Below are 22,352 nucleotides of genomic sequence, written 5' to 3'. Positions count from 1 at the left end.
CACTTTGGTTTTGTCGAAAATTCGTTTTTTCAAGCTGGTTGCCGGTATCGTCCTTGCTTTTATTCTTATTGTTTCGGTGCTTTTTTTTGTTCCGAAAACCGACGAAGTCAGGCTGCTTTACGCTACGGGCGGGGACACCTACGACTCCGCGGCATACGGAAATTTTCAGCAATCCTTGCAGGCGAACCTGATCGTTGAAAAAGCCGGCCTGCACGGCTTGTCAGCGCGCAATTTGAGCAAATACGACGCGATTTATTTGGACCCTGCGCTGCGGCAGGAAGCCGACTGGCAGGCGGACGCGGCCGTATTAATGAAGTACGTGAACAACGGCGGCCACTTGCTGCTTGAGAACGGTTTTGCCGCCAGCTTCCCGCCCGAATTCCTCGGCGCCGGCAAGGTGGAGAAAATCGGGGCGCCAAGCAGCCAAGGAGCGCAAGGAGCGGCGGCGCCGAGCTTCGGCTATCCTGAAGTCAGCTACAATCTGCAAAGCTTGCAGCAGGTGTTCAGGTTGTTTGCAGACAGTTACTTCAAGCACAATGCCATGACCGATCTGCCCGGGTTTGACTGGGGGTATGGCCTCGTTCCTTCTTCCGCGCAGACGGTCGTTTCGATGAACGGGCTTGCGCTAGTTGCATGGAACCAAGCCGGCAAGGGCACGGTGCTGCTCAGCAGCTCGTTCCTTCCGAACCGTTATTTCCCGACCGGCTACGACATGCAGAGCGGGATGGACCCGGCTCAAGGCTTCGCCCAGCTTGCGGCCAAGTACAAAGCCGAGAGCAAGCCGGCGCCGGGCAGCGCTTATTTCAACAAAAGAGAGCTGCCCCTGCAGCCGTACTTCAACTTCGCCTTCGCGGCCGCCAATATGCAGTTCCGCAGCGAAATGCTGGCGTACGTCTCCAAGGAAACGCTCGGCTACAGCGTCAAAAAAGTGCTCGGCCCGTACGGACGCCCGGCGATGGCGTTTCAGAACCATTTTGAAGCGATGCCGGCGATTCAGCAAAAGGACGGCATCGCCTGGGCCGAGCTGCTCAAAAAGTATAACGAGATCCCCTCGTTTACGCTTGTACGCAGCGCGTTTTATTGGGGCCAGTGGCGCGAAAGCCTGACCGTGCAGTTGAACACCGGGACGAACGCGAAGCCCGCGTTCGCCGGCGAACTGCCGGGCTCGGGCTACGCCAGCGGCCTGCACGTGATGAGCGGTGGCAAGCCTCTGCGCCAAGCCGTGTTCCCGCAGTACCGCGATCTGGCGAGCGCGATCGAGCTGCCTTACCGCGCGTACCCGGCCGCCGCGGATTTGAACGGCGACGGCCGCATCGACCTGCTGGCCGGCAGCGCCGACGGATTCGTGTACGTGTACACGAATCAAGGGCCTGACCCGGCGGCGTACGCGAGCGAGCCGCCGCCGGAGGGCGTGGCGCTGCCGGACACGTTCGCCGCGCCGGTGCCTTTGAAGCTGGAGGCGGGCGAGCCGCTCCGGCTGAAGCCTTACACCACCGTTCACGCCGCTGACGTGAACGGGGACGGGCGCCCGGACCTCCTCGTCTCCGACGAGTCCGGGGCCGTGCAGGTGCTGCCGCAGCTTGCGGGCGGCAGCTTCGGCAAGCCCGCGGCGCTGCGCGCGGGCGGCAAGCCGCTGCAGCTGCCCCGCGGGCCTGCAGCGGTAGCCGTCGCCGACATCACCGGCGACGGCAAGCTCGACCTCGTGGCCGGCGCTGCGGACGGCCGCGTCTATTTGTACAAGGGCAGCAGCGCTAGTGCCCTTGTGCTGGGCGAGGGCCGCGAGCTGTTCCGGCTGCCCGGCGGCAGAACCCATGCCGCGCCTGCGGTGCGCGACATGAACGGCGACGGCCGACCGGACCTTGTGGTCGGCAGCAATGAAGGGGACCTGCTGGTCTACCTCCAGGGCGCTGACGGCGCCTGGACGCTCCAGGGTCCCCTTGAGGGTGCAACCCTCAACCAGATGGGCAACCGCGCACTGGTTGCCGGTCATTACTCGGTTCCGCTCTGGCTCGATCTCAACCATGACGGCAAAGACGACCTGATCGTCGGCGGCGTCGAATTCGGTTCTCCGGTTCCGATCGACGATCCGCAGTTCCCTTATCAGGCGCAGCTTAAAGAGTTTATCCAGTATGCCAAAGACAATCATCTGGATCTGAATCCGCACGTGTTCGTGCATAATTTCAAAAGCGCCGAACAGGAACGCCAGGAACTGACCTTGCAAAAGCAAGCTTTTGACAAGCTGGGCATCCCGTGGCTGCATCCGGGTACGAATCAGCACACGTGGCGCATCAACAATCCGGAACGTCAGCAGACGCTGCTCAGCGAGCAGGCGCAAGGGATGTGGTACAACTTCGGCTTCCTGCCGTCGGAATCGCCGGTCATTCCCCGGCCTGACTCGATCTGGTCGCTGCCCTTCCTGCTGCAGGACAAGCAGGGTTCCGAAGAGACGATGCTTATTCATGCGCCGACGCCTGTGCTGCGGCAGGGCGATTACGCCACAACCGACATTTTTGAATCCATGGTCAAGCTCGATATGCCGATTGATTATTTCGAGCACATCGAGTACCATTTTCCAATACCTGCAAAAATCGCGGATTTAACCGAATTCGCCGATTATTTCGATAAACTGCGGACGCAGCACGACTACAACTTCATGACCGAGACGCAGATGGCCAAATCGTTTTTGGCCGCAATGAAGAGCGAAGTCCGCGTCAGCCGCCCGTGGGCCGTATATGCGTGGGACAGGCTGAAGGATGTTATCGCGGGGGGCAATCCGCACTGGAATGCGACGCTGACGCCGAACACGGCCAAAGTGCCCGATCTTGCCGGCGAATATGCCGGTACGCTTGGAGTCGTCGTGGAAAAAGGCGCCAGATTCGCCCAATACTCTTTGCAAAGCGACTCCGATATTTACAGCTCTCAGGATACCCGGTTCTATGTCGGCGTATCGAAGGAGACTACGCTTCGCATCAGCCGGAACGACGACCGTTTTCACATGATCCGCTCCAACGTACCGTTCTCCCTTAGCAAGGGGGTTGGAGACGCATACGAGCTGGAACTGAAATCTGCAGGCTTGCAGCAAATCAAGCTTTACAGCCCGGACGAACTGCGCTTCGATGCCGCGGACGCCACAATCGAGCATGACGCCCAGGCGCATACGTATACGATTACCCGGTACGGGGATCTCACCCGTCTTACCTTTGCGAAGGCGCAGTCACCTTAAAGGAACGCCGCCTTCCTTTTGCTTTTACTTTACTTGAATCAGGAGGCTTTCCAACATGTCCAACGAAGAACTTGTAGCACAGCTGGAGCAGCACATTCGCGAGCGCTATGAAATCGAGGAGGATGACGACGATTTCGGCGTTGACGTCCATCTGTTCGATTACGGTTTTATTGATTCCATCGGCGCTACCGCGCTCATTGCCCATATCGAAAAAACATACGGCATCCAGGTGACGAATCAGGATCTGATGCTGTATCCGCTGAACACGGTTCGGGAAATCGCCGATTTCATATCCCTTAAGACTGCGAGGTAACTTTGCATGCAATGTGTCATTTCTTTGGAACGGTTGGCTGAAAGCCAGCATGGACAGCTCAAATACGCCTCCGCTTTCGTCGACGAGCATATTCGCGACATTCGCATCGCTGACGGCCACATCCATATTGAACATGAATCGCCGGCAGGCAACGAGGTCATTGCCGAGCGTATCGAGCGTTTGATCGAGCGCTTTTCCAAGGGCGATTTTGGCTTCAAGGAAAACATTTTGTTCGAACACAAAGTCGATACGCCGTACGAAGGCGATATCGTTGCCGAATTGGTTGAGCGCAAAGCCATTAAAGTGCTGGAGCCGGGATTGTTTATTTTCCGCGAGCCGTTTTCCAGCTTGATGCGCTTCCTGGATTACTCCTTTGTGACCAAAATCGCCAACCGCTTTGAAGGCGTTCAGGAGGAATCTTATCCTGCCGTCATTCATGCCGAAACTTTGAACAAAACGAATCATTTCACGTCGTTCCCGGAACATATTCATTTCCTGACGCACCTTCGTGAGGATCTGGACATTATCGAGTCCTTCTCCCAATCGATCCGCGAAGCCGGCGGCTGGAATAAAGATCACGTTCTGGATCTTGACCGCAGCATGCCGAAGCCCAACTTTACGATGAACCCTTCCACCTGCTATCACTGCTACGAGGGCTTGCAGGACGAGACGCTCGAAGGCGAAGGCATCGTTGTTACGGCCATTGCCAAATGCCACCGCTTCGAATCCAAAAACCACAGCGATTTCGGCAGGCTGCTCGACTTCTCGATGCGGGAAATTATTTTTGTCGGCAAGCCTGATTTCGTCAAGGAAAACCGCCTCAAATCGATCGAATATTTGAAAGAGCTGGCTGTGGAATGGAACGTGGACAGCTTGCTGGAAATTGCCAACGATCCGTTCTTTACGAACGATTTCCAGGTAAAAGCTTCTTTCCAACGCAACCAGGAGATGAAATACGAACTGCGCTTGACGATTCCGCATATTAACAAGTCGATCGCCTGCAGCTCCGTGAATTTCCACAGCAATACGTTCGGCAATGCCTTCAATATCAAAATGGGCAAGCGCAACGCCGTGACCGGCTGCGTCGGCTTCGGCATCGAGCGCTGGGCTTTCGCTTTCCTCGCGCAGTACGGCTTGGACGAGCAGCAGTGGCCGGCGGCTTTCCGCGAACAGTACCATGCATGGCAGGAGAAGGCGCTGTAGCTGTAAGTGAAGCGCCCTCGTGCGACGGATGCTCTGAATTGTCGATTTCATCATGCAGTCCAATCCACCTGATAATGAGTGATATCCTGTGAAGTTTGCGGCTTTTCTCAAGAAAAACAGCTTTATTCTCGGCCTGCTGCTGGCTCTCGTGCTTTCCGACCTGCTGGTTTCATGGTGGAACCCGATGGTCAGCTCGCGCCGTTTTTACAAAAACGATTTTACCAAAACGCTTTATCACCATGGCTGGTCCCAATCGGGGCCGGTTTTCTTCGGTAATTCCTCGGTTACGGCTTCCTACATTGAAGAAAAGTCGGACGCTCATCTCGTTGAAATGGGCTTGTCGTACGGGAAAATTACCGATTTGAGGGAAATTTTGGACCGCAAGCTGTACCAGTTCCAAGGCGAGCTTGTGATCGGCATCGACGTGCATACGATGATCGACAGCCTGCAAACCGACCCGACTTACCAGTGGTTCAAGCCTTGGTACCAGCCGTACGTATACACGTACCGCGACTATTTCCGGGATTCCGGCGAAGAATTCGCCAAAAATTTATTCAAAGGCAGTCTGGCCTACGAGCCGCGCTGGATCGATAAAGAGCTGTACCCCGGCCGCCAGGACGATGCCGCTCTGAAAGAGAAATGGGCCGATTACGACAAGCGGTTCGGCTGGATGACGCTGAAGGACTTTCAGGCGAATCTCGATGCGATGCAGTGGGTCATTCGCTATGCAGGGGAGCACCGGCTTCCGCTGCGCGTCGTTTGGATGCCTTGGAACAAAGCGTACGCCCAGCCGCCTTATGTCGCATCCCTCAAGCAAGCTGTAAATGCTCAGCTTCAGGCGGCGAATGTGCCGACGCTTGATGTGATGGACCGCTACGAACCCAAATATTTTCACGACCTTGTTCATTTGAACCGCGAAGACGGGGCGCCGCTTTTCACGAAGGAGGTTGACGCATGGCTAAAATCGTTAGAAAAACCTGCGAAATCTTGATCTATCTCGTCATGCTGTACCTGGTATTGATTTATTTCACCGGCAAGGGCTTGTTTATTTACGAGAAATTCTAGATGCTACGGCTATTCCAGCAGCATATACGAGGAGTTCTGCAGCCATGTTTTATATGAACATGAACGCGATTGTCGCCATGGCCGGCATGATCGCCGTTCTGATGCTCACGCGCAAGTGGGCGAATAACAAAAGAATACTCATGATCGTATTCAGCTTGTGCTTCCTGCTGCTGTTCAGCATAAAGCTCTGCCTGTTCTACGCCGTGTATACGCTGATCAATTACGGCGGATTTGTTTACCTTTGCAGAACGAACGTTCGCCGGAAGGCGACGTTTATTTTTGCGATCGCCGCTAATGTTGTCGGCGTTTTTGTTGGGGTCCGGCTTTTCGTCATGGATGTGTTCCACAACCCGCTTTTTGACGCGGTTATTTATTTGGGACTCATTTATAACGTCCTGAAAGTGATCGACGCTTATTATTTCGCGTACTTTTTCGGCAAAGACGGCGAAGTGCCCGCCATTGATTACTGCAATTATATTTTGTTCATCCCGACGTTCACATCCGGTCCGATTTTGAAGTTTCGCGATTTTATGGCGGATACGAAGCAGCCTTATAAGGTCGATTCGGCGCTTTTTGAGGACAGCGTGAAGCGGATTATTCTCGGGTTGTTCAAAAAGCTGGTCGTCGTGACGTGGATGATGGGGATTTTCAACGAAGTGTTGAAGCAGGATCTGCATACGCACCAGTCCTTGTTCCTGATGATCTGGTTTTACGCGCTTATTTATTTTGATTTCTCCGGGTACTCCGATATCGCCATCGGCTTCGGACGGCTTATGGGGTATACGATGCCGGAAAACTTCAAAAAACCGTTCCTGTCGCCTTCCATGACCCAGTTTTGGCGGAATTGGCACGCCACTTTGGGCGACTTTTTCCGCGATCATATTTTTATGTTTTTCTCGCGCAAAGCCCCATCCCGCCAGCTCGCATCCGGGCTTTCCATCGTCATTATGGTGTCGATCGGGCTATGGCACGGCTTCACGTGGCTGTACTTCTTTTACGGCCTGTACCACGGCATTATTCTCGCTTTGGAAAACTTGTTCAAGCTGACGACGGTGAACAAAAAGAAAGTGTCCAAAGCTTATTTTTATACGAGGTGCTTGATTACCCAGGCGCTCGTTACGTTCTCGGTCATCATCTACAGCTCCAATTATGAAACCGTGTTTAGAATCTACAAGGGCTTGCTTCATTTTGGCTTGTAGTGGTGGTATAATTTGTAGTGGTTCTTTTTTTACCATTTATGGAGGTGTAACCTAATGAAATTAGGCGTTTTTATGGTTCTGTTCAGCGGCAAGCCTTTTGAGGAAGCTCTGGACTATGTAGCTGCAAAAGGTCTTGATGCCGTTGAAATCGGAACCGGCGGATACCCGGGCAACGCTCACTGCAAACCGGAAGAGCTGCTTGCCGACGAAGGTAAATTGAAAGCGTTCAAAAAAGCGGTGGAATCCCGCGGATTGACGATCAGCTCGCTCAGCTGCCATGGCAACCCTCTGCACCCGCAAAAACAAATCGCTAAAGAGTACCACGATACATTTATTCAAACCGTTGAACTGGCTCAGCGCCTGGAAGTTCCGGTTGTTACAACGTTTTCCGGCTGTCCAGGGGACCACGAGGATGCCAAATATCCAAACTGGCCTGTAGCCCCTTGGCCGAACGATTTCCAGGACGTGCTGAAATGGCAATGGGAAAACAAAGTCATTCCTTACTGGACTGAGACCGGTAAATTCGCTTCCGACCGCGGCATCAAAATCGCTCTCGAGCTGCACGGCGGCTTCTCGGTACATACGCCGGCGACGCTGCTTCGTCTGCGCGAAGCGGCAGGCGAAGTGATCGGCGCCAACCTGGATCCAAGCCACATGTGGTGGCAAGGTATCGATCCGGTGCAAGCGGTGCAAATTCTCGGCCGCGCCGGAGCAATCCACCACTTCCACGCTAAAGATACGACGATTGATCCGGTCAACGTCAACCGTTACGGCTTGACCGACATGCAGCCCTACACCAACATGCTGGACCGCGCTTGGCAGTTCCGCTCCGTAGGCTTCGGCCACGACCTGAAAACTTGGGCCGACATCATTAGCGCGCTGCGTCTGGTCGGCTATGATTACGTCGTGAGCATCGAGCATGAAGACGGTCTGATGTCCGTCGATGAAGGCTTCTCCAAAGCCGTGCAAAACCTCCAGCAAGTTCTCATCAAAGAACCTCTCGGCGAGATGTGGTGGGTGTAACACCACAGCCAAAAAGCCCGCAGGCTACCGATTCATCGGTACTGCGGGCTTTATTGATTCGTTTCGTTCATTAACGCTTATTTACCAGCCTTTGATCATAACGACATCCATGATGCCGAATACGATTAATGCGACTGTGGCGAAGCCAAGTGCAAACAAATTTTTCTTCGGTGCAATCAATTGCCTGACGAAAGCGATTGCGATAATGAGCGTGAAGAGCAATACGTAAATATCAAAGGAACTATATGTACTTGTTGTTGCTGCTGCCGCTTCTTCAGCGAATAACATTGCGAAACCCTCCTCTTGATAACTCGGTGCATGGCACAGTTTCAGCTATTTTACTACTATGTTAGCCTGAATGTGAACAAGAATCAAGTGATTCCCCGTATGTGTAACAACTTTGTCAAGATTTGCATGCAAAAACCCCTTGCCATTCATTAACTCAAAGACAAGAGCTGATGGACACGATGGAACTCACGAACCAATTGAACGATTCTTCTTAATGAACTGCGATTTCTCCAATCTGCTGCGTAAGTATAAAATGTCCATTTCCTCAAATATTTATAACTCCGGACATGCTGTCAATATGCATAAAACAAAAAACAAGCGGGCCGCTGCTGCACTTCCCCCTTGCTTTTACTTTTCAACTGCCGTCTTTTGTTCAAATGACCAATTCATATACGGAAGCTCCCTTTTTTTCGGAGGAAACGGTTTTTCTATCGGCGTTATGTACCATTTCTTGTTCTTTCCATGCTTCGAAGCTAGCTGCATCAATGCCGAGTTGCGCCACCAGTTGTTGAATTTCAAAAGTTATTTTCATGAGGAATCCTCCATATCTACTTTAACCGTGTCTGTCTACGATTATTAATCTATAATTCACTTTAATTATACCCCCGTTTACCGTAGTCTTGAAAGAGGTTGAAATTGTCGAAGCTTGTATGATTCAGTTAAATCTTAACAAAAAATGTCTTATATCTCCCAGGCTTACCCGAAAAGCCTGCAAAAATGCAGGCTTTTTCCATGGAAGTGGCCCGTTTTGGCAAAAAGCCTGCGATAGTGCAGGAATTTTCGCTCAAAATGGGTCTGAGCCCATGTCCCCGCTGAAAAGCCTGCACAATTGCAGGAATTATTCGTGTCCAGCGATCACGGACGCAAATTCATGTATTTTTGCAGGTTTTCTTCGTACAGCTAGGCAGATTGTGGGTATCGCTTCTGACGCGGGGTTTTTCAACAGTGTGACTTTTGCAGGAATGTTTCGCTGCCAGCGTATTAACGAGCAAAAAGCTGCACTTTATACGAAAATAACACGGTAGACCTGATTATTTTCTTTATGTGGGGTGACGTCCACGGCGTCATGAGAGTTTTTGCAGCAATTTTTCTTCGCATTGCTAGGAGATTGTCCCAGCTCGGCGAAATGACGTGACAAACGTTTAGGCGGTAAAAAAGCCCGGACCCTACCGACACTTACAAGTGTCGCGGGTCCGGGCTTTGGTGTTATCCGACAGCGTCTTCCAACACCTCAAGACGCTTGGCATAATCCTCCGAACGGGCGCGATCGCGTTCGAGGATCGGTTTCAAATACTGGCCGGTGTAGGACCCGGCCACTTTCACTACATCCTCCGGCGTGCCGGTAGCTACGATCTGTCCGCCGCGGCTGCCGCCTTCCGGCCCCAGATCGATGAGATAGTCCGCCGTCTTGATCACATCGAGGTTATGCTCGATGACAAGCACAGTCTCCCCGCTCTCTACGAGGCGGTGGAGCACTTTCAGCAGACGATCGATATCGTCGATGTGGAGCCCCGTCGTGGGCTCATCGAGGATGTAGATCGTCTTGCCTGTGCTGCGGCGGTACAGCTCCGCCGCCAGCTTCACGCGCTGGGCTTCGCCGCCGGACAGCGTCGTCGCCGGCTGGCCGAGCGTCATATAGCCCAGCCCCACGTCCAGCAGCGTCTGCAGCTTGCGGTGGATGCGCGGAAGGTTCTTGAAGAACTCGCAGCCGTCTTCGATGGTGAGCTCCAGCACTTCGGAAATGCTTTTGCCCTTGTACTTCACTTCCAGCGTCTCGCGGTTGTAGCGCTTGCCCTTGCACACTTCGCAAGGCACGTAAACGTCCGGCAGGAAGTGCATCTCGATTTTGATGATGCCGTCGCCGCGGCAGGCTTCGCAGCGCCCGCCCTTCACGTTAAAGCTGAACCGGCCCTTCTTGTAGCCGCGTACCTTCGCCTCCCCTGTATTCGCATAAAGGTCGCGGATATCGTCAAATACGCCTGTGTACGTAGCCGGATTCGAGCGCGGCGTACGGCCGATTGGCGATTGATCGATGTCGATCACTTTGTCAACGTGTTCCAACCCGTTGATTTCCTTGTATGCGCCGGGACGAACCTTCGCGCCGTTCAGATCCCGGGCCAGCGTTTTGTAAAGGATCTCGTTGATCAGCGTACTTTTTCCAGAACCCGAGACACCCGTCACTGCCGAAAATACACCAAGGGGTATTTTGATAGAGACGTTGCGCAAATTGTTCTCTTTGGCGCCTTTCACTTCGATCCACTTGCCGTTCGGCATGCGGCGCTGGGCCGGAATAGGAATAAATTTCTTGCCGCTCAAATATTGGCCTGTCAGCGAATTCGGGTCTTCCATCAGTTCTTGCGGCGTTCCCTTGGCGATAACTTGACCGCCGTGAATGCCCGCTCCCGGTCCGATATCAATAATGTAATCCGCGGCCATCATCGTGTCCTCGTCGTGCTCGACGACAATCAGCGTATTGCCGAGATTGCGCATATGTTCAAGCGTAGAGATCAGTCTTGTATTGTCGCGCTGATGAAGACCGATGCTGGGCTCGTCCAAAATGTAGAGAACGCCCATCAGACTGGAACCGATCTGCGTCGCCAGACGAATCCTCTGCGCTTCACCTCCGGACAACGTACCGGCGGCCCGGTGCATCGTCAAATAATCCAGACCGACGTTGACCAGGAAACCAAGCCGGGCATTGATTTCTTTCAAAATCAAATGAGCGATGGCCCGCTCTTTGTCCGTCAGTTCGAGTCCCTCAAACCACTGCTGCGCCTCTCCGATGGACAGTGCCGTAGCATGGGCGATGTTTTTGCCGTTGACCGTAACGGCAAGCGTCTCGGGTTTCAAGCGCTGACCCTTGCATTTCGGGCAGGGCTTGGTGCTCATGTATGATTCGATATGCTCCCGGATCCCGTCCGAGAACGTATCTCGGTATCTGCGCTCCAAATTGCGGATGATGCCTTCGAAAGGCACGAGAGCTTCCTTCGACGCTCCCATATCGTTCTCATAGCGGAAGCGGATCTTCTCCCCGCCTGTTCCATACAGGAGAACCTTCATCTGCTCGCTGCTCAGCTCGGATACGGGGATGTCGCGGCGTATTTTGTAATGATCGCATACGGCAGCCAAAAATTGCGGGTAGTAGTTCGAAGTGCTTCCCGCCCACGCCTCGAATGCGCCGTCTTCTATGGTCAATTTGTTATCGGGAACGAGCAGATCCGGGTCCACGATCATCTGGCTGCCCAAACCGTCACATTCCGGACAAGCCCCGAAAGGACTGTTGAATGAGAACATTCTTGGAGCAAGCTCCTCAATGCTGAATCCGCACTCCGGACAAGCGAGGTTTTGGCTGAACAGCAGCTCCTCTTTGTCGATAATATCGACGATGACTCTTCCGTTCGCCAGCTTCAGCGCCGTTTCCAGCGAATCCGCCAAACGGGCATGAACGTCGTCTTTCACGACGATCCGGTCGATCACGACTTCGATGCTGTGCTTTTTGTTTTTGTCCAGCTCGATCTTCTCGGAGAGGTCCATCGCTTCGCCGTTTACACGGACCCTGACGAAGCCTTGCTTTTGAATGTCGGCCAGCAGTTTCGCATGTTCGCCCTTGCGTCCCGATACCAAGGGAGCAAGTATTTGCAGCTTGGTCCGCTCCGGGTACTCCATGATGCGGTCGACCATTTGCTCCACGGTTTGCGAAGTGATCTCGATACCGTGCGTAGGGCAATGCGGCCTCCCGATACGGGCGAACAGCAGCCGCAAGTAGTCGTAAATCTCCGTTACCGTTCCGACAGTGGAACGGGGGTTGCGGCTCGTCGTCTTCTGGTCGATGGAAATGGCCGGCGACAAGCCTTCGATCGAATCCACGTCCGGCTTATCCATCTGCCCCAAAAACTGCCGGGCGTAGGCGGATAGCGATTCCACATACCTGCGCTGCCCTTCCGCATAGATGGTATCGAAAGCCAGCGACGATTTGCCTGAGCCGCTAAGCCCGGTCAGCACGACAAACCGGTCGCGCGGAATCGTCACATCAATGTTTTTCAGATTGTGAGCTCTCGCTCCCTTAATCACGATATTGTCTCTGGACACAGGTACCCTTCCTCTCAAGTCCTCTTATCGCATCATCCGGTAAATCCGGACGCTCTGCTCTAATCAATAATACCGGCATGGCAGGCTATGCCTCGGCCTTCATCTCCATAATCGCATCGCGAAGCTCGGCGGCACGCTCAAACTGCAAGTTCTTGGCGGCTTCCTTCATCTCCGCTTCCAGGCGTTCGATCAGCGAAGCCCGGTCTTTTTTCGACATTTTCGCGCTCTTCGCTTCCGTGAGGTAGTCCGCCTTCTGCTCGGCTACTTTCGTAGCTTCAATCACGTCGCGGATTTTCTTGGCAATGGTTTGCGGCGTAATGCCCCGCTCCTCATTATGCGCTTCCTGGATACTGCGCCGGCGATTCGTCTCACGGATAGCCTTTTCCATGGAATCCGTAATTTTGTCCCCATACATGATAACCCGGCCCTCGGCGTTGCGCGCCGCCCGGCCGATCGTTTGGATCAGCGAGCGTTCGGCCCGCAGGAACCCTTCCTTATCCGCATCCAGGATGGCGACCAGCGATACTTCCGGCAGGTCAAGCCCTTCTCTCAAAAGGTTGATCCCAACAAGCACATGGAACGTCCCCAGCCGCAAATCCCGCAAAATCTGCATCCGCTCGAACGTTTTAATGTCCGAATGCAAATACCTGACTTTAATTCCGACTTCTTTCAAATAATCCGTCAAATCCTCGGACATCTTCTTGGTCAGCGTCGTGACCAGCACACGCTCGTCCTTGCGGATCCGTTCGTGGATCTCCGCCAGCAAATCATCGATCTGCCCCTTGGTCGGCCTGACTTCAATAATCGGATCCAGCAGCCCTGTAGGGCGGATAATCTGCTCGACCATCTCAGGGCACTTCTCAAGCTCATAAGGCCCCGGCGTTGCGGAAACATATACGATTTGGCTGATTTTATCCTCAAATTCCTCGAAACGCAGCGGGCGGTTATCCAAAGCGGAAGGCAGACGGAAGCCATGCTCCACCAGCACTTCCTTCCTCGCTCTGTCGCCATTGTACATCGCGCGGATCTGCGGCAGCGTTACATGGGATTCGTCCACGATGAACAGCATATCCTCCGGGAAATAGTCCATGAGGGTATAAGGCGTCGCTCCCCGCTCCCGGAACGTCAGCGGGCCCGAGTAGTTCTCAATGCCAGAACAGAAACCCATCTCCTGCATCATCTCGATATCATACCGCGTGCGCTGCTCCAGTCTTTGCGCTTCCAGCAGTTTTCCTTGCTCGCGAAGCTCGGCGAGCCGTTCTTCCAGTTCCCGCTCAATGTCCACCAATGCGCGTCTCATCGAATCCTCGTGCGTCACGAAGTGAGAAGCCGGGAAAATCGCGATATGCTCGCGTTCGCCGATAATTTCGCCGGTAAGCACGTTGATTTCCGTAATCCGTTCAATCTCGTCGCCGAACAGTTCCACCCTGACGGCTTGCTCTCCATGCGACGCCGGGAAAATCTCAATGACATCGCCGCGCACCCGGAACGTGCCGCGCACAAAATTCATATCGTTCCGCTGATATTGAATATCCACGAGACGATGCAAAATCTCGTTGCGCGATTTCTCCATCCCCACACGCAAAGAAAGCAGCAGGGAACCGTACTCCGCCGGCGATCCCAAACCGTAAATGCACGATACGCTCGCCACAATAATGACGTCCCGGCGCTCAAACAACGAGCTTGTCGCCGAGTGGCGAAGCTTATCGATTTCTTCATTGATGCTTGAATCTTTCTCGATGTAGGTGTCGGAGGATGCGATGTAGGCTTCCGGCTGGTAGTAGTCGTAGTAGCTGACGAAATAGGAGACTGCATTATTGGGGAAAAATTCTTTGAACTCGCTGCACAGCTGTGCGGCTAATGTCTTGTTGTGCGCGATAATCAGCGTCGGACGATTCAACCTGGCGATGACTTGCGCCGCCGTAAACGTCTTGCCCGTACCGGTCGCGCCAAGCAGCGCCTGGTGCTTGTTCCCCGCCTCAATGCTCTTCACAAGCTCATCGATCGCTTTGGGCTGGTCGCCTTGAGGTTCGAATTCCGAAACAAGCTCAAACTTTTTTGAACTGACCGTAATTTCATTCATCATTATCACCCGCACCATCGAAATCAAACTGTCTATAAACTTTCTGTATTCAATTTCCGATATTAAATAAGAACTTCCAAATATTTTAAATTTCCGATAAGAATGTTTGTTCTGCTTTTTCCATTATACTCTTCTTGCTGTCATGTTGCAAACGGCAATATCTGCTGGTTTCGATGCTGCGAATTGTTTGCCGCCATCAGGATACCGGCATTTTACTCTGCCCTATAGTTCTTATGCTGAAATAGGAGTGGTATGATCATGGATTTGACAACTATTCTGGGATTGCTTCTGGGACTTGCCGGCTTGATCGGCGGGTATATGTGGGACGGCGGCCATATCAGCTCGCTGTTTATTCCCAGCGCAATGCTGATCGTCTTCGGCGGAACGTTCGGCGCGGTGGCCGTCAGCTTCCCCGGACGCATCTTGAGAAAAATTCCTCAAGCTCTCAAAATCGCTTTTGTACAAACGCCTAAAGACCCGGGGGCTATGATCGCCGAAATCGTCGATATGGCCACAATAGCAAGAAGAGAAGGCGTTCTTGCCTTGGAACAGCGTGCCCAGGATCACGCCGATCCCTTTTTGAAAGACGGTCTTCAAATGGTCGTGGACGGTACGGATCCCGAGCTGACGCGCCAAATACTGGAGCTAGAAATGGACGCTATCGAACACGAGATGGAGAACATGTCCAAAATATTCGAGGCAGGCGGCGGCTATGCCCCTACAATGGGTATTATCGGCACCGTCATGGGGCTGATTCACGTACTGGGCAACCTCGACGATCCTTCCAGTCTGGGCCCGGCGATTGCCGTCGCTTTTACAGCGACCCTGTACGGCGTCATGAGCGCCAACCTGATCTATCTGCCTATCGCCAACAAAATCAAGCTTCGCGGCAAAGAGCAAATAGCCGACATGGAGCTGATGCTTGAGGGCATACTCGCCCTGCAGGCCGGCGAAAATCCTCAGTTGATCAAGAAAAAACTGAACTCCTTCCTCCACGACAAATCGTCCGCAACCGATCAGCGAGAGGCAGGTGCAGGCAATGCCGAGGAGAGGTAAGAAACAGCCGGAGCACAGCAATCACGAGCGCTGGCTCATTACCTATGCCGATCTTATTACGCTGCTTCTCGTTTTTTTCATCATCATGTACGCCATGAGCAAAGTCGATGTTCAAAAGTATTCCGTTCTTGCCCAGGCCTTAAACCTGCAATTTCAAAAAGCCGACTCCATCTTGGAAAACGGCAAGGGAATCAGCGGCCAAATAACCCCGAAGGAAGGCGACTCGGACAGCAAGGACAAAGATTTCAAGCAGCAGAACGTGGATACCAAACAGAATGACGCCGAGAAGGAAAAGAAGGAAAAAGAGCTTCAGGACCTGCTGAAACAAATCCAAGCCTATATTTTGGAGCAAAATCTTCAGTCCGATGTATCTGCAACGGATACGGACCGCGGAGTTGCGATAACGCTGAACGATCTGTTCCTGTTCGATTTGGGCAAGGCGGACTTGAAGCCGGCTTCATACCCGATTTTGCAAAAGCTGGCCTCCCTGTTCCCGACGCTTCGCTCCAAAGTGAGCATCGAAGGGCATACGGACAACCTTCCTCTCGCGACAGGCTCCCCCTTTAAGGACAATTGGGGGTTGTCGTTCGCCCGTTCGCTGTCCGTGCTGCGCTATTTCAGCGATACCGCAGGCGTGGAGGACGACAAGTTCGTCGCAACCGCCTATGCCGATACGATGCCCAAAGTCAGCAACGACAGCGAAGCGAACCGCGCGAAAAACCGGCGCGTCGAAATCATCGTCCTGCGCAACGATCTGACGCCGACCCAACCCAAAAAACCTGCTTCTCCGTAAGGAGAAATGCAGGTTTTTTTCATTCTACATCGGCTTGCCGGAATCGTTCGACAATAAGCCCGTCAATTTGCCGCGCAAATAGGAGAACAGATGCATGGGCCGATGTTCCACATAATACATGGCTTGCTGATCCGGCGCCAAAATAATGCCCAATTGGTGATGGTCGCCTTCAAAGATCGCCCTCTGCACAAACCTCACTTCGCCTTGCCCGTTCAGCACTTCCAGCTTGCAAAACGCGGGATTCAGCTGCATGGCGGCATGAAGATCGGCTTTGCCCGCTATTTTGCGGCCGTTCACTTTATGAATCGTTTCGCCTGCCAGAATGCCCATCTCGGCCGCCGGACTCTTCGGAATTACGGCCAGCACCTTAAGGCCTTTAGGGGAATGAACGAAGAACGGAACTTGCTTCGCTTCCGACCAGCTGTGATACCAGATCAACGCTTCGTGCAGCCCGATCGTCAGTATCGATGCGGGAATCACCAGCGGTGTCCAGCAGGCGGCTGCGACAGCCGCCCCGAGCACGATGATCCCGTACAAATAGAGCATGCTTGCGCTCAGACGCGTTTTTTCGCGCGGCAGCTTGGAAACCGTCAGCTCGGTGAAGCCGATCATCACCGGGAAGGCGAGCATGCTCCAGCCCGAGTCCAACTGGGCGCCGAGCAGCGTCTCCCACGGCACAGCCTCCGTACTGCCGCCTGCAAACGGCACAAGCAGAAACAGCGGAACCGGCCAAAATCCTTGCAGTTGGTAGCCGCCGACGATTTTTCCGCGCTTGCCTTCCAGAAACAGCGGGCTGGCCATTCTCGCTCCCTGGAGACCGACCAGCAGCCCTTCGAGCAGGTGCAGCACCGCCGCAATCAGCAGAAGCGACGGAACGTCCGCATTTGCGATCCACTCGAGAACCGGAGCCGTCTTCCGCAGCTCTGCCATTTGGGGAAGCCACACGGCGATCGTATGGGCAATGCCGAGAACTCCCGCGGCGTAAGCGAAGCAAAGAAAACGGACGCGGAACAGCAGCAGCACGATGGAAACCGCCCATAAAAGCATGACCGATTCCGACTGCACGCTCACTCCGGCAAAAAGGATGAGAACCGAGGCGCCGAGGCCGCCGATCCATCCCCAGAGCACCATCCGCCAAGTTTCGCTCAGCATCGAGTGCAGCTTCGTATGAAACAGCTTGCGCTCCAACTGAACTTGCTTCCGGTATTGAAGGATGATAAACAGAATGCCTATATAGTAAAAAGGATTGATCAACAACTGCAAAATCGCATACAAGAACCTTTCTAGAAGTTGCGCGACAAATTCCATAAGATCGAGGCTCCTTGATAAAAAGAAATAGGAAGGACACCCGGGGGCATCCCTCCTATTTGATTTCGACCAGCGGCGCCGATTTCCTGCCTAAACGGCGAATTTCCAATATCTGCGCGCATATTTATTTCGCAAGCTTTTGCTGCAGCTCTTGCACCGCAGCTTTCAGCTGCAAATCGTTCTTCGGCTCGCGGATTTGCGCCAAGATCGATTTTTCCAGCTTGTTCGCCGTTTCCGTGTCCACTTCGCCTGTCATCGGCAAGTTGTTCACGCGCTGGAACGCCTTCACGGACTGCGCCGTCTTGTCGCTGAAGTAGCCGTCCGTGCGGTCCGGCGCGAAGTTCAGCCCGGTGAGCATCAACTGCAAATTTTTCACATCGTCGCTCGTTGTATCCTGTTTCAAAACCGTTTTCTTCGTGAGCGGAGCTACCTTGAAGTATGCGGGCTGCTCGACGGCGATATCGGGCTGAATTCCCTTTTTGTGAATCCAGTTGCCGTTTGGCGTCAGCCATTTGTATACCGTCATCTTGATGTTGCTGCCGTCGCCCATTTCCTTCTCGAACGTAACCTGCACCGTGCCTTTGCCGTAGGACGTTTCGCCGATAATTTTGCTCCCGACAGCTTCCTGGAAAGCTCCCGCCAGTATCTCGGAAGCGCTGGCGCTTCCTTTATTGATAAGCACAGTTACCGGGTAATTTTTGCCCTTGCCCGTGGAAGGGGTCGGTTCGCGCTTGCCGTCGCGATTCTGCACCTGTACAATCGGCTTGCCGTCTTTGACAAACGGATTGACGATATCGACGACGACGTTCAGTAGGCCGCCCGGGTCGTTGCGCACGTCGATGACGAGCCCTTTCATGCCTTTGGCTTCGAGGTTTTTCAGCTCTTCCGCAAATCGGGTCGCCGTATTCGAGGAAAATTGGCGAATCTCGATTTTACCGATCTGATCCTGCAGCATTTCCGCATGTACCGTTTCTACATCAATATCATCGCGTACGACGATCACCTGAATCGGATCGCCTACGCCTTGGCGAATCAATTCCAACTTGGCCTGCGTGCCCTTGGGCCCGCGGATTTTCATGACCGCCTGGTTCAGCGTAAGCCCGTCCAGCTTTTCGCCGTTTACCGATGAAATGACGTCATTCGCCTGAATGCCCGCTTTTTCGGCCGGAGATCCTTTGATCGGAGAAACGATGACGACCTTTCCGTCCTCCGTGGAAACTTCGGCGCCAATCCCTTGAAAAGATGAAGTAATGCTTTCGTCAAACTGCTTGGCTTCCTTCTGATCCATGTACACGGTGAACGGGTCTTCCAGCGATTCCAGCATCCCGTTGATGGCGCCGTTAATGACCTTGTCATGATCCGTCTGATTCAGAAACTTGTTCTCGATCAACTGATAAGTCGTCGCGATTTTGCTCAAATCCTTGTTGGTCATTCCCGAATTAGCAGGGGCCGCCACAGCGGCGCTCCCCGCCGGCTTTCCCTTCCATGCGGCGAGCATCGAGGAATCCACGATCGTCAACGTCACTATACTGCTTGCAAACATCGATAACAAAATAAAGACAAGCACCGTTCGCCCTTTGAATTGCACAGCGTGATTCACCACCTTTTGTCCTTAACCCGTGTCAGCCGGGATTCGGCTGAAGTTGTTGTATCCGGGGCCTGCTTTCCGAACAGCCCGCCTGTTTAGTATATGACAAGCGTTCCCCGTTTTATAACCAAGGAGTCTGACCGATGAAGTATCGCAGCAGTTACATTTTATGCATAATGACCGCACAAAAGTAACTCCGCCCGCCGGACTCCAGTTGTCCTATCTCAAGTAAGGTTTGGGATCTACGGGATTGTCGTTGATTCTGACTTCAAAATGCAGATGGTTCCCGGTCGATTGCCCCGTAGAGCCCACGCCTGCTATTCTTTGGCCGCGTTTGACCGTATCGCCTTTTTTCACATAAATGCCGTCGTTCATAATGTGGCCATACATCGTCCAAACGCCGTTTCCGTGATCGATAATGACGCAGTTGCCATAGCCGGCCATCCATGACGCATAGATGACGGAACCGTTCTCCGCGGCGCGGATTTCCGTTCCTTTGGGCACGGCAAGGTCGATTCCTTTGTGATTCTCCGGCTTTCCGGTTATGGGATTGATCCGACTAACAAAATCGGACGTTAATGTGCCCTGGGTCTCAAGCGGATAGCCGAATTTGCCGCCGCTGTATGTGAAGGGGGACGCCACTTTGGTCTTCGATGCCGCCGCCGCCGCCGCGGCCTCTGCACGCTTCTTCGCCTGGAGCTCGGACTCCTGCTTGGCCATGGCGATTAACTGCTGCTCACTATCCTCCGAGATATCCTCCTGCACTTTCTCCTGCTTGGTTAAAGAAGCCATCTTCACTTCTTTTTCCTTCTCCTTCACCTGCAGCGCGGAACGGGTTGCATCCGCTTCGGCATACAGTCCCTTCACCTGTTCGAGCTGCTGCTCGGTCTCATGCTTTTTTTGCTCAACGGTATCCCGGTCTTTCTTGTTCGCTTCCAGTATTTCCTTGTCCTGGTTGACGATCGATTTGAGCGCCTCCAAACGGCTCAGGAAATCGGAAAAGCTGGTTGCGCTCATCAGCACGTCCATATAAGAGACAAAACCATTCATATACATCAGGCGCACCCGCGATTTCAGCATCTGGTCGCGGCTTTCGACCCGCGCCTCCGCTTCGTCTAGCTGCTTGGCGTTCTCCTCAAGCTGATCGGATACGTCATCGATCTGATTGTTCAGTTCCGTCAGCTTTTTACTCTGCTCGTTCACTTGAGCGATAAGGGTTTTTATGTCCTGATTCGTTTGTTCTTTTTCATTTTGAATTTGCGTGATTTGATTTTTGGCGTCGTTTGCTTTTTGCTGCGCTTCCGCTTTTTTCTTTTTAAGCTGAGACAGCTGTTGATCGATCTTTTCCGTAGCTGAAGCGGCGTAGCCTTCATAAGGAACCGTCAGGGAACCTGCGATTCCGAATGACAACAACAAGGGCAGAATCTTCTTTTTCAAGCACTTAGCCTCCTCATTCTTCCAAACCGAACCTGGAACTTAAATCTAGCAAGTATGAAGCTATGGACTGCTCGCTTATACGCGCAAAAATTTGCGGACGGAAATCAGACTTCCCCATATTCCGATGATGATGCCGATGCCAATAAGCAGCGGGATTAGCGTAATTGCGATCTTGTGGAACGGCGTCAGTTTGATCATGAGCAGGTTCATATCCAGCGATCCTATGTTCATAAGCTTCCAGTACCCGCTTACTATCAATCCGGTCGGAATAATAGAGCCTACGAATCCTATCAAGGCGCCTTCGATAAAAAACGGCCAACGTATGAAAGAGTTGGTTGCGCCGACGAGCTTCATAATGGCGATCTCCTTGCGGCGCGCCAAAATTGTAATTTTGATCGTATTGGCAATGAGAAATACTGCGGTGAACGATAACAGAATAACAATGCCGATGCCAACCCAACGGATGATTTCGGTGACTTTAAACAGCGTTTCGACAGTTCCTTTGCCATAATTCACTTTATAGATCGGCTTAGGGTCCTTGCCCAGATTCAGCGCGGCAATTTTATCGGCTGCCGCCACTACGTTATGCGGATCGCCGACCTCGACGGTAAACGAGTCATTCAGCGGATTGTTGCTGCCGTCAAAACCTTCCAACAGCTCATTGCCGCTCTCGCCAAGCTTGCCCCGCAAATAAACGAGTCCTTCTTCCTTGGAAACGAACTTGACTGTTTTCACTTCCGGGATATCTTTGATCTGGCTTGCCAAAAGTGTGATCTGATCTTGCGGCGTGTTGACCTCCAAATAAACGTTGATCTCAACCTGCTTCTCGATCTGGCCTGTAATATCGTTGATGTTTAAAGTAATCAGTACAAAAATTCCAAGAATGAACAGAGAAATCGCGATCGAACTGATCGAAGCGAACGTCATCCACCCGTTGCGGATAATGTTCTTCGCGCCTTCCCGCAAATGACGAGCGGCCGTACTAATCTTCATAGCCGTATTCCCCCCGCACTTCGTCACGAGCAATAATGCCCTGCTCTATCGCAATGACCCTTTTGCGCATCGTGTTGACGATTTCTTTGTTGTGAGTGGCCATAACAATCGTAGTGCCGCGGAAGTTGATTTCCTCCATAAGCTTCATGATTCCCCATGACGTGTCGGGATCCAAATTTCCTGTCGGTTCGTCGGCAATAATGACGGAAGGATTGTTCACTATTGCCCGGGCAATAGCCACCCTCTGCTGCTCGCCGCCAGACAGCTGGGAAGGCAGGGAATTCGCTTTATCCTTCAGCTTTACAAGCTCCAGCACCTCCATGGTGCGCTTCTTGATCTGCTTCTTGGGGGCTTCGATAACTTCCATGGCGAAAGCGATATTTTCAAACACATTCAGCTTAGGCAAAAGTCGGTAATCCTGGAAAATAACGCCAATATTCCGGCGCACATACGGGATTTTGCGCTGTTTCAGCTTTTCCAAATTAAAGCCGTTCACAAAAATTTGCCCTTTGCTCGGCTTCTCTTCTCTATACATCAATTTCATAAACGTCGATTTACCGGCTCCGGACGGCCCCACAACATACACGAACTCGTTGCGGTCCACCTTTATGTTAATCCCTCGCAATGCATGAGTACCGTTGGAGTATGTTTTCCATACGTCCTGCATTTCGATCACAATATCACATCCCAA

Annotated in this window: 17 protein-coding genes; 8 read left to right on the top strand and 9 right to left on the bottom strand. The window is 52.9% G+C overall.

Annotated features, from left to right (window positions below; all coding sequences use genetic code 11):
- Positions 1 to 4 precede the first annotated feature (4 nt).
- The 6 genes from AC3G2T_RS30175 (at position 5) to AC3G2T_RS30150 (ending at position 8,026) form a co-directional block, all read left to right on the top strand.
- The gene (locus tag AC3G2T_RS30175; RefSeq protein WP_488437843.1) at positions 5 to 3,223 is read left to right on the top strand and encodes an FG-GAP repeat domain-containing protein; all 3,219 of its coding nucleotides are present in this window, start codon (positions 5 to 7) and stop codon (positions 3,221 to 3,223) included.
- Positions 3,224 to 3,278: 55 nt separating this feature from the next.
- Positions 3,279 to 3,536: an acyl carrier protein gene (locus AC3G2T_RS30170; protein ID WP_474684277.1), complete on the top strand. Its 258-nt coding sequence runs from the start codon at positions 3,279 to 3,281 to the stop codon at positions 3,534 to 3,536.
- 6 nt (positions 3,537 to 3,542) lie between these two features.
- Positions 3,543 to 4,739: a class-II aminoacyl-tRNA synthetase family protein gene (locus tag AC3G2T_RS30165; RefSeq protein ID WP_474684278.1), complete on the top strand. Its 1,197-nt coding sequence runs from the start codon at positions 3,543 to 3,545 to the stop codon at positions 4,737 to 4,739.
- An 88-nt stretch (positions 4,740 to 4,827) separates the two neighbouring features.
- Positions 4,828 to 5,730: an SGNH/GDSL hydrolase family protein gene (locus AC3G2T_RS30160; protein ID WP_488437842.1), complete on the top strand. Its 903-nt coding sequence runs from the start codon at positions 4,828 to 4,830 to the stop codon at positions 5,728 to 5,730.
- 118 nt (positions 5,731 to 5,848) lie between these two features.
- On the top strand, positions 5,849 to 7,003 hold the full coding sequence (locus AC3G2T_RS30155) for an MBOAT family O-acyltransferase (protein WP_488437841.1): 1,155 nt from the start codon (positions 5,849 to 5,851) through the stop codon (positions 7,001 to 7,003).
- 54 nt (positions 7,004 to 7,057) lie between these two features.
- Entirely contained in the window at positions 7,058 to 8,026 is a 969-nt protein-coding gene (locus AC3G2T_RS30150; protein WP_474684281.1) for a sugar phosphate isomerase/epimerase family protein, read from the top strand.
- Between the two features lie 81 nt (positions 8,027 to 8,107).
- Here AC3G2T_RS30150 and AC3G2T_RS30145 read toward each other — a convergent pair whose 3' ends face one another.
- From AC3G2T_RS30145 to uvrB, 4 genes are all read right to left on the bottom strand, one after another.
- Positions 8,108 to 8,314, bottom strand: a complete 207-nt coding sequence (locus AC3G2T_RS30145; RefSeq protein WP_474684282.1) for a DUF2759 family protein — start codon at positions 8,312 to 8,314, stop codon at positions 8,108 to 8,110.
- A 373-nt stretch (positions 8,315 to 8,687) separates the two neighbouring features.
- Complete coding sequence (locus AC3G2T_RS30140; protein ID WP_488437840.1) at positions 8,688 to 8,846, bottom strand: hypothetical protein; 159 nt, start codon at positions 8,844 to 8,846, stop codon at positions 8,688 to 8,690.
- 674 nt (positions 8,847 to 9,520) lie between these two features.
- The gene (gene uvrA / locus AC3G2T_RS30135; protein ID WP_474684284.1) at positions 9,521 to 12,403 is read right to left on the bottom strand and encodes an excinuclease ABC subunit UvrA; all 2,883 of its coding nucleotides are present in this window, start codon (positions 12,401 to 12,403) and stop codon (positions 9,521 to 9,523) included.
- An 85-nt stretch (positions 12,404 to 12,488) separates the two neighbouring features.
- A complete protein-coding gene (gene uvrB / locus AC3G2T_RS30130) occupies positions 12,489 to 14,486 on the bottom strand; it encodes an excinuclease ABC subunit UvrB (protein WP_474684385.1) in 1,998 nt (665 codons plus the stop codon).
- A gap of 258 nt (positions 14,487 to 14,744) precedes the next feature.
- Here uvrB and AC3G2T_RS30125 point away from each other — a divergent pair, with 258 nt between their 5' ends.
- Together AC3G2T_RS30125 and AC3G2T_RS30120 are read left to right on the top strand one after the other, a co-directional pair.
- On the top strand, positions 14,745 to 15,542 hold the full coding sequence (locus AC3G2T_RS30125; protein ID WP_488437839.1) for a flagellar motor protein: 798 nt from the start codon (positions 14,745 to 14,747) through the stop codon (positions 15,540 to 15,542).
- Positions 15,526 to 16,335 carry a flagellar motor protein MotB gene (locus tag AC3G2T_RS30120; protein WP_488437838.1) on the top strand — a complete coding sequence of 270 codons (810 nt, stop codon included), beginning with the start codon at positions 15,526 to 15,528 and terminating at the stop codon, positions 16,333 to 16,335. Before AC3G2T_RS30125 ends, AC3G2T_RS30120 begins: the two co-directional genes overlap by 17 nt.
- A gap of 24 nt (positions 16,336 to 16,359) precedes the next feature.
- On the opposite strand, the gene AC3G2T_RS30115 is transcribed toward AC3G2T_RS30120, so the two are convergent.
- The 5 genes from AC3G2T_RS30115 to ftsE all read right to left on the bottom strand — a co-directional run bounded on the left by AC3G2T_RS30115 (position 16,360) and on the right by ftsE (position 22,337).
- A complete protein-coding gene (locus AC3G2T_RS30115) occupies positions 16,360 to 17,643 on the bottom strand; it encodes a PDZ domain-containing protein (protein WP_488437837.1) in 1,284 nt (427 codons plus the stop codon).
- A 124-nt stretch (positions 17,644 to 17,767) separates the two neighbouring features.
- A complete protein-coding gene (locus AC3G2T_RS30110) occupies positions 17,768 to 19,231 on the bottom strand; it encodes a S41 family peptidase (protein WP_474684288.1) in 1,464 nt (487 codons plus the stop codon).
- Between the two features lie 219 nt (positions 19,232 to 19,450).
- Positions 19,451 to 20,668: a murein hydrolase activator EnvC family protein gene (locus AC3G2T_RS30105; protein WP_488437836.1), complete on the bottom strand. Its 1,218-nt coding sequence runs from the start codon at positions 20,666 to 20,668 to the stop codon at positions 19,451 to 19,453.
- A gap of 75 nt (positions 20,669 to 20,743) precedes the next feature.
- The gene (gene ftsX / locus AC3G2T_RS30100; RefSeq protein ID WP_474684290.1) at positions 20,744 to 21,661 is read right to left on the bottom strand and encodes a permease-like cell division protein FtsX; all 918 of its coding nucleotides are present in this window, start codon (positions 21,659 to 21,661) and stop codon (positions 20,744 to 20,746) included.
- The gene (gene ftsE / locus AC3G2T_RS30095) at positions 21,651 to 22,337 is read right to left on the bottom strand and encodes a cell division ATP-binding protein FtsE (protein ID WP_474684291.1); all 687 of its coding nucleotides are present in this window, start codon (positions 22,335 to 22,337) and stop codon (positions 21,651 to 21,653) included. The genes ftsX and ftsE overlap by 11 nt, the downstream gene beginning before the upstream one ends.
- Positions 22,338 to 22,352 lie beyond the last annotated feature (15 nt).

Source organism: Paenibacillus sp. sgz302191 (assembly GCF_057749925.1).
Note: the sequence above shows the minus strand (reverse complement) of the source record. Positions and strands in the feature narration are given on the sequence as shown.

Excerpts from the sequence above, each read along its gene's own strand:
- AC3G2T_RS30120 (WP_488437838.1), top strand. The coding sequence starts at position 15,526 with ATGCCGAGGAGAGGTAAGAAACAGCCGGAGCACAGCAATCACGAGCGC.
- AC3G2T_RS30115 (WP_488437837.1), bottom strand. The coding sequence starts at position 17,643 with ATGGAATTTGTCGCGCAACTTCTAGAAAGGTTCTTGTATGCGATTTTG.
- AC3G2T_RS30165 (WP_474684278.1), top strand. The coding sequence starts at position 3,543 with ATGCAATGTGTCATTTCTTTGGAACGGTTGGCTGAAAGCCAGCATGGA.
- ftsX (WP_474684290.1), bottom strand. The coding sequence starts at position 21,661 with ATGAAGATTAGTACGGCCGCTCGTCATTTGCGGGAAGGCGCGAAGAAC.
- uvrB (WP_474684385.1), bottom strand. The coding sequence starts at position 14,486 with ATGAATGAAATTACGGTCAGTTCAAAAAAGTTTGAGCTTGTTTCGGAA.
- AC3G2T_RS30125 (WP_488437839.1), top strand. The coding sequence starts at position 14,745 with ATGGATTTGACAACTATTCTGGGATTGCTTCTGGGACTTGCCGGCTTG.
- AC3G2T_RS30150 (WP_474684281.1), top strand. The coding sequence starts at position 7,058 with ATGAAATTAGGCGTTTTTATGGTTCTGTTCAGCGGCAAGCCTTTTGAG.
- AC3G2T_RS30145 (WP_474684282.1), bottom strand. The coding sequence starts at position 8,314 with ATGTTATTCGCTGAAGAAGCGGCAGCAGCAACAACAAGTACATATAGT.
- AC3G2T_RS30155 (WP_488437841.1), top strand. The coding sequence starts at position 5,849 with ATGTTTTATATGAACATGAACGCGATTGTCGCCATGGCCGGCATGATC.
- AC3G2T_RS30170 (WP_474684277.1), top strand. The coding sequence starts at position 3,279 with ATGTCCAACGAAGAACTTGTAGCACAGCTGGAGCAGCACATTCGCGAG.
- AC3G2T_RS30140 (WP_488437840.1), bottom strand. The coding sequence starts at position 8,846 with ATGAAAATAACTTTTGAAATTCAACAACTGGTGGCGCAACTCGGCATT.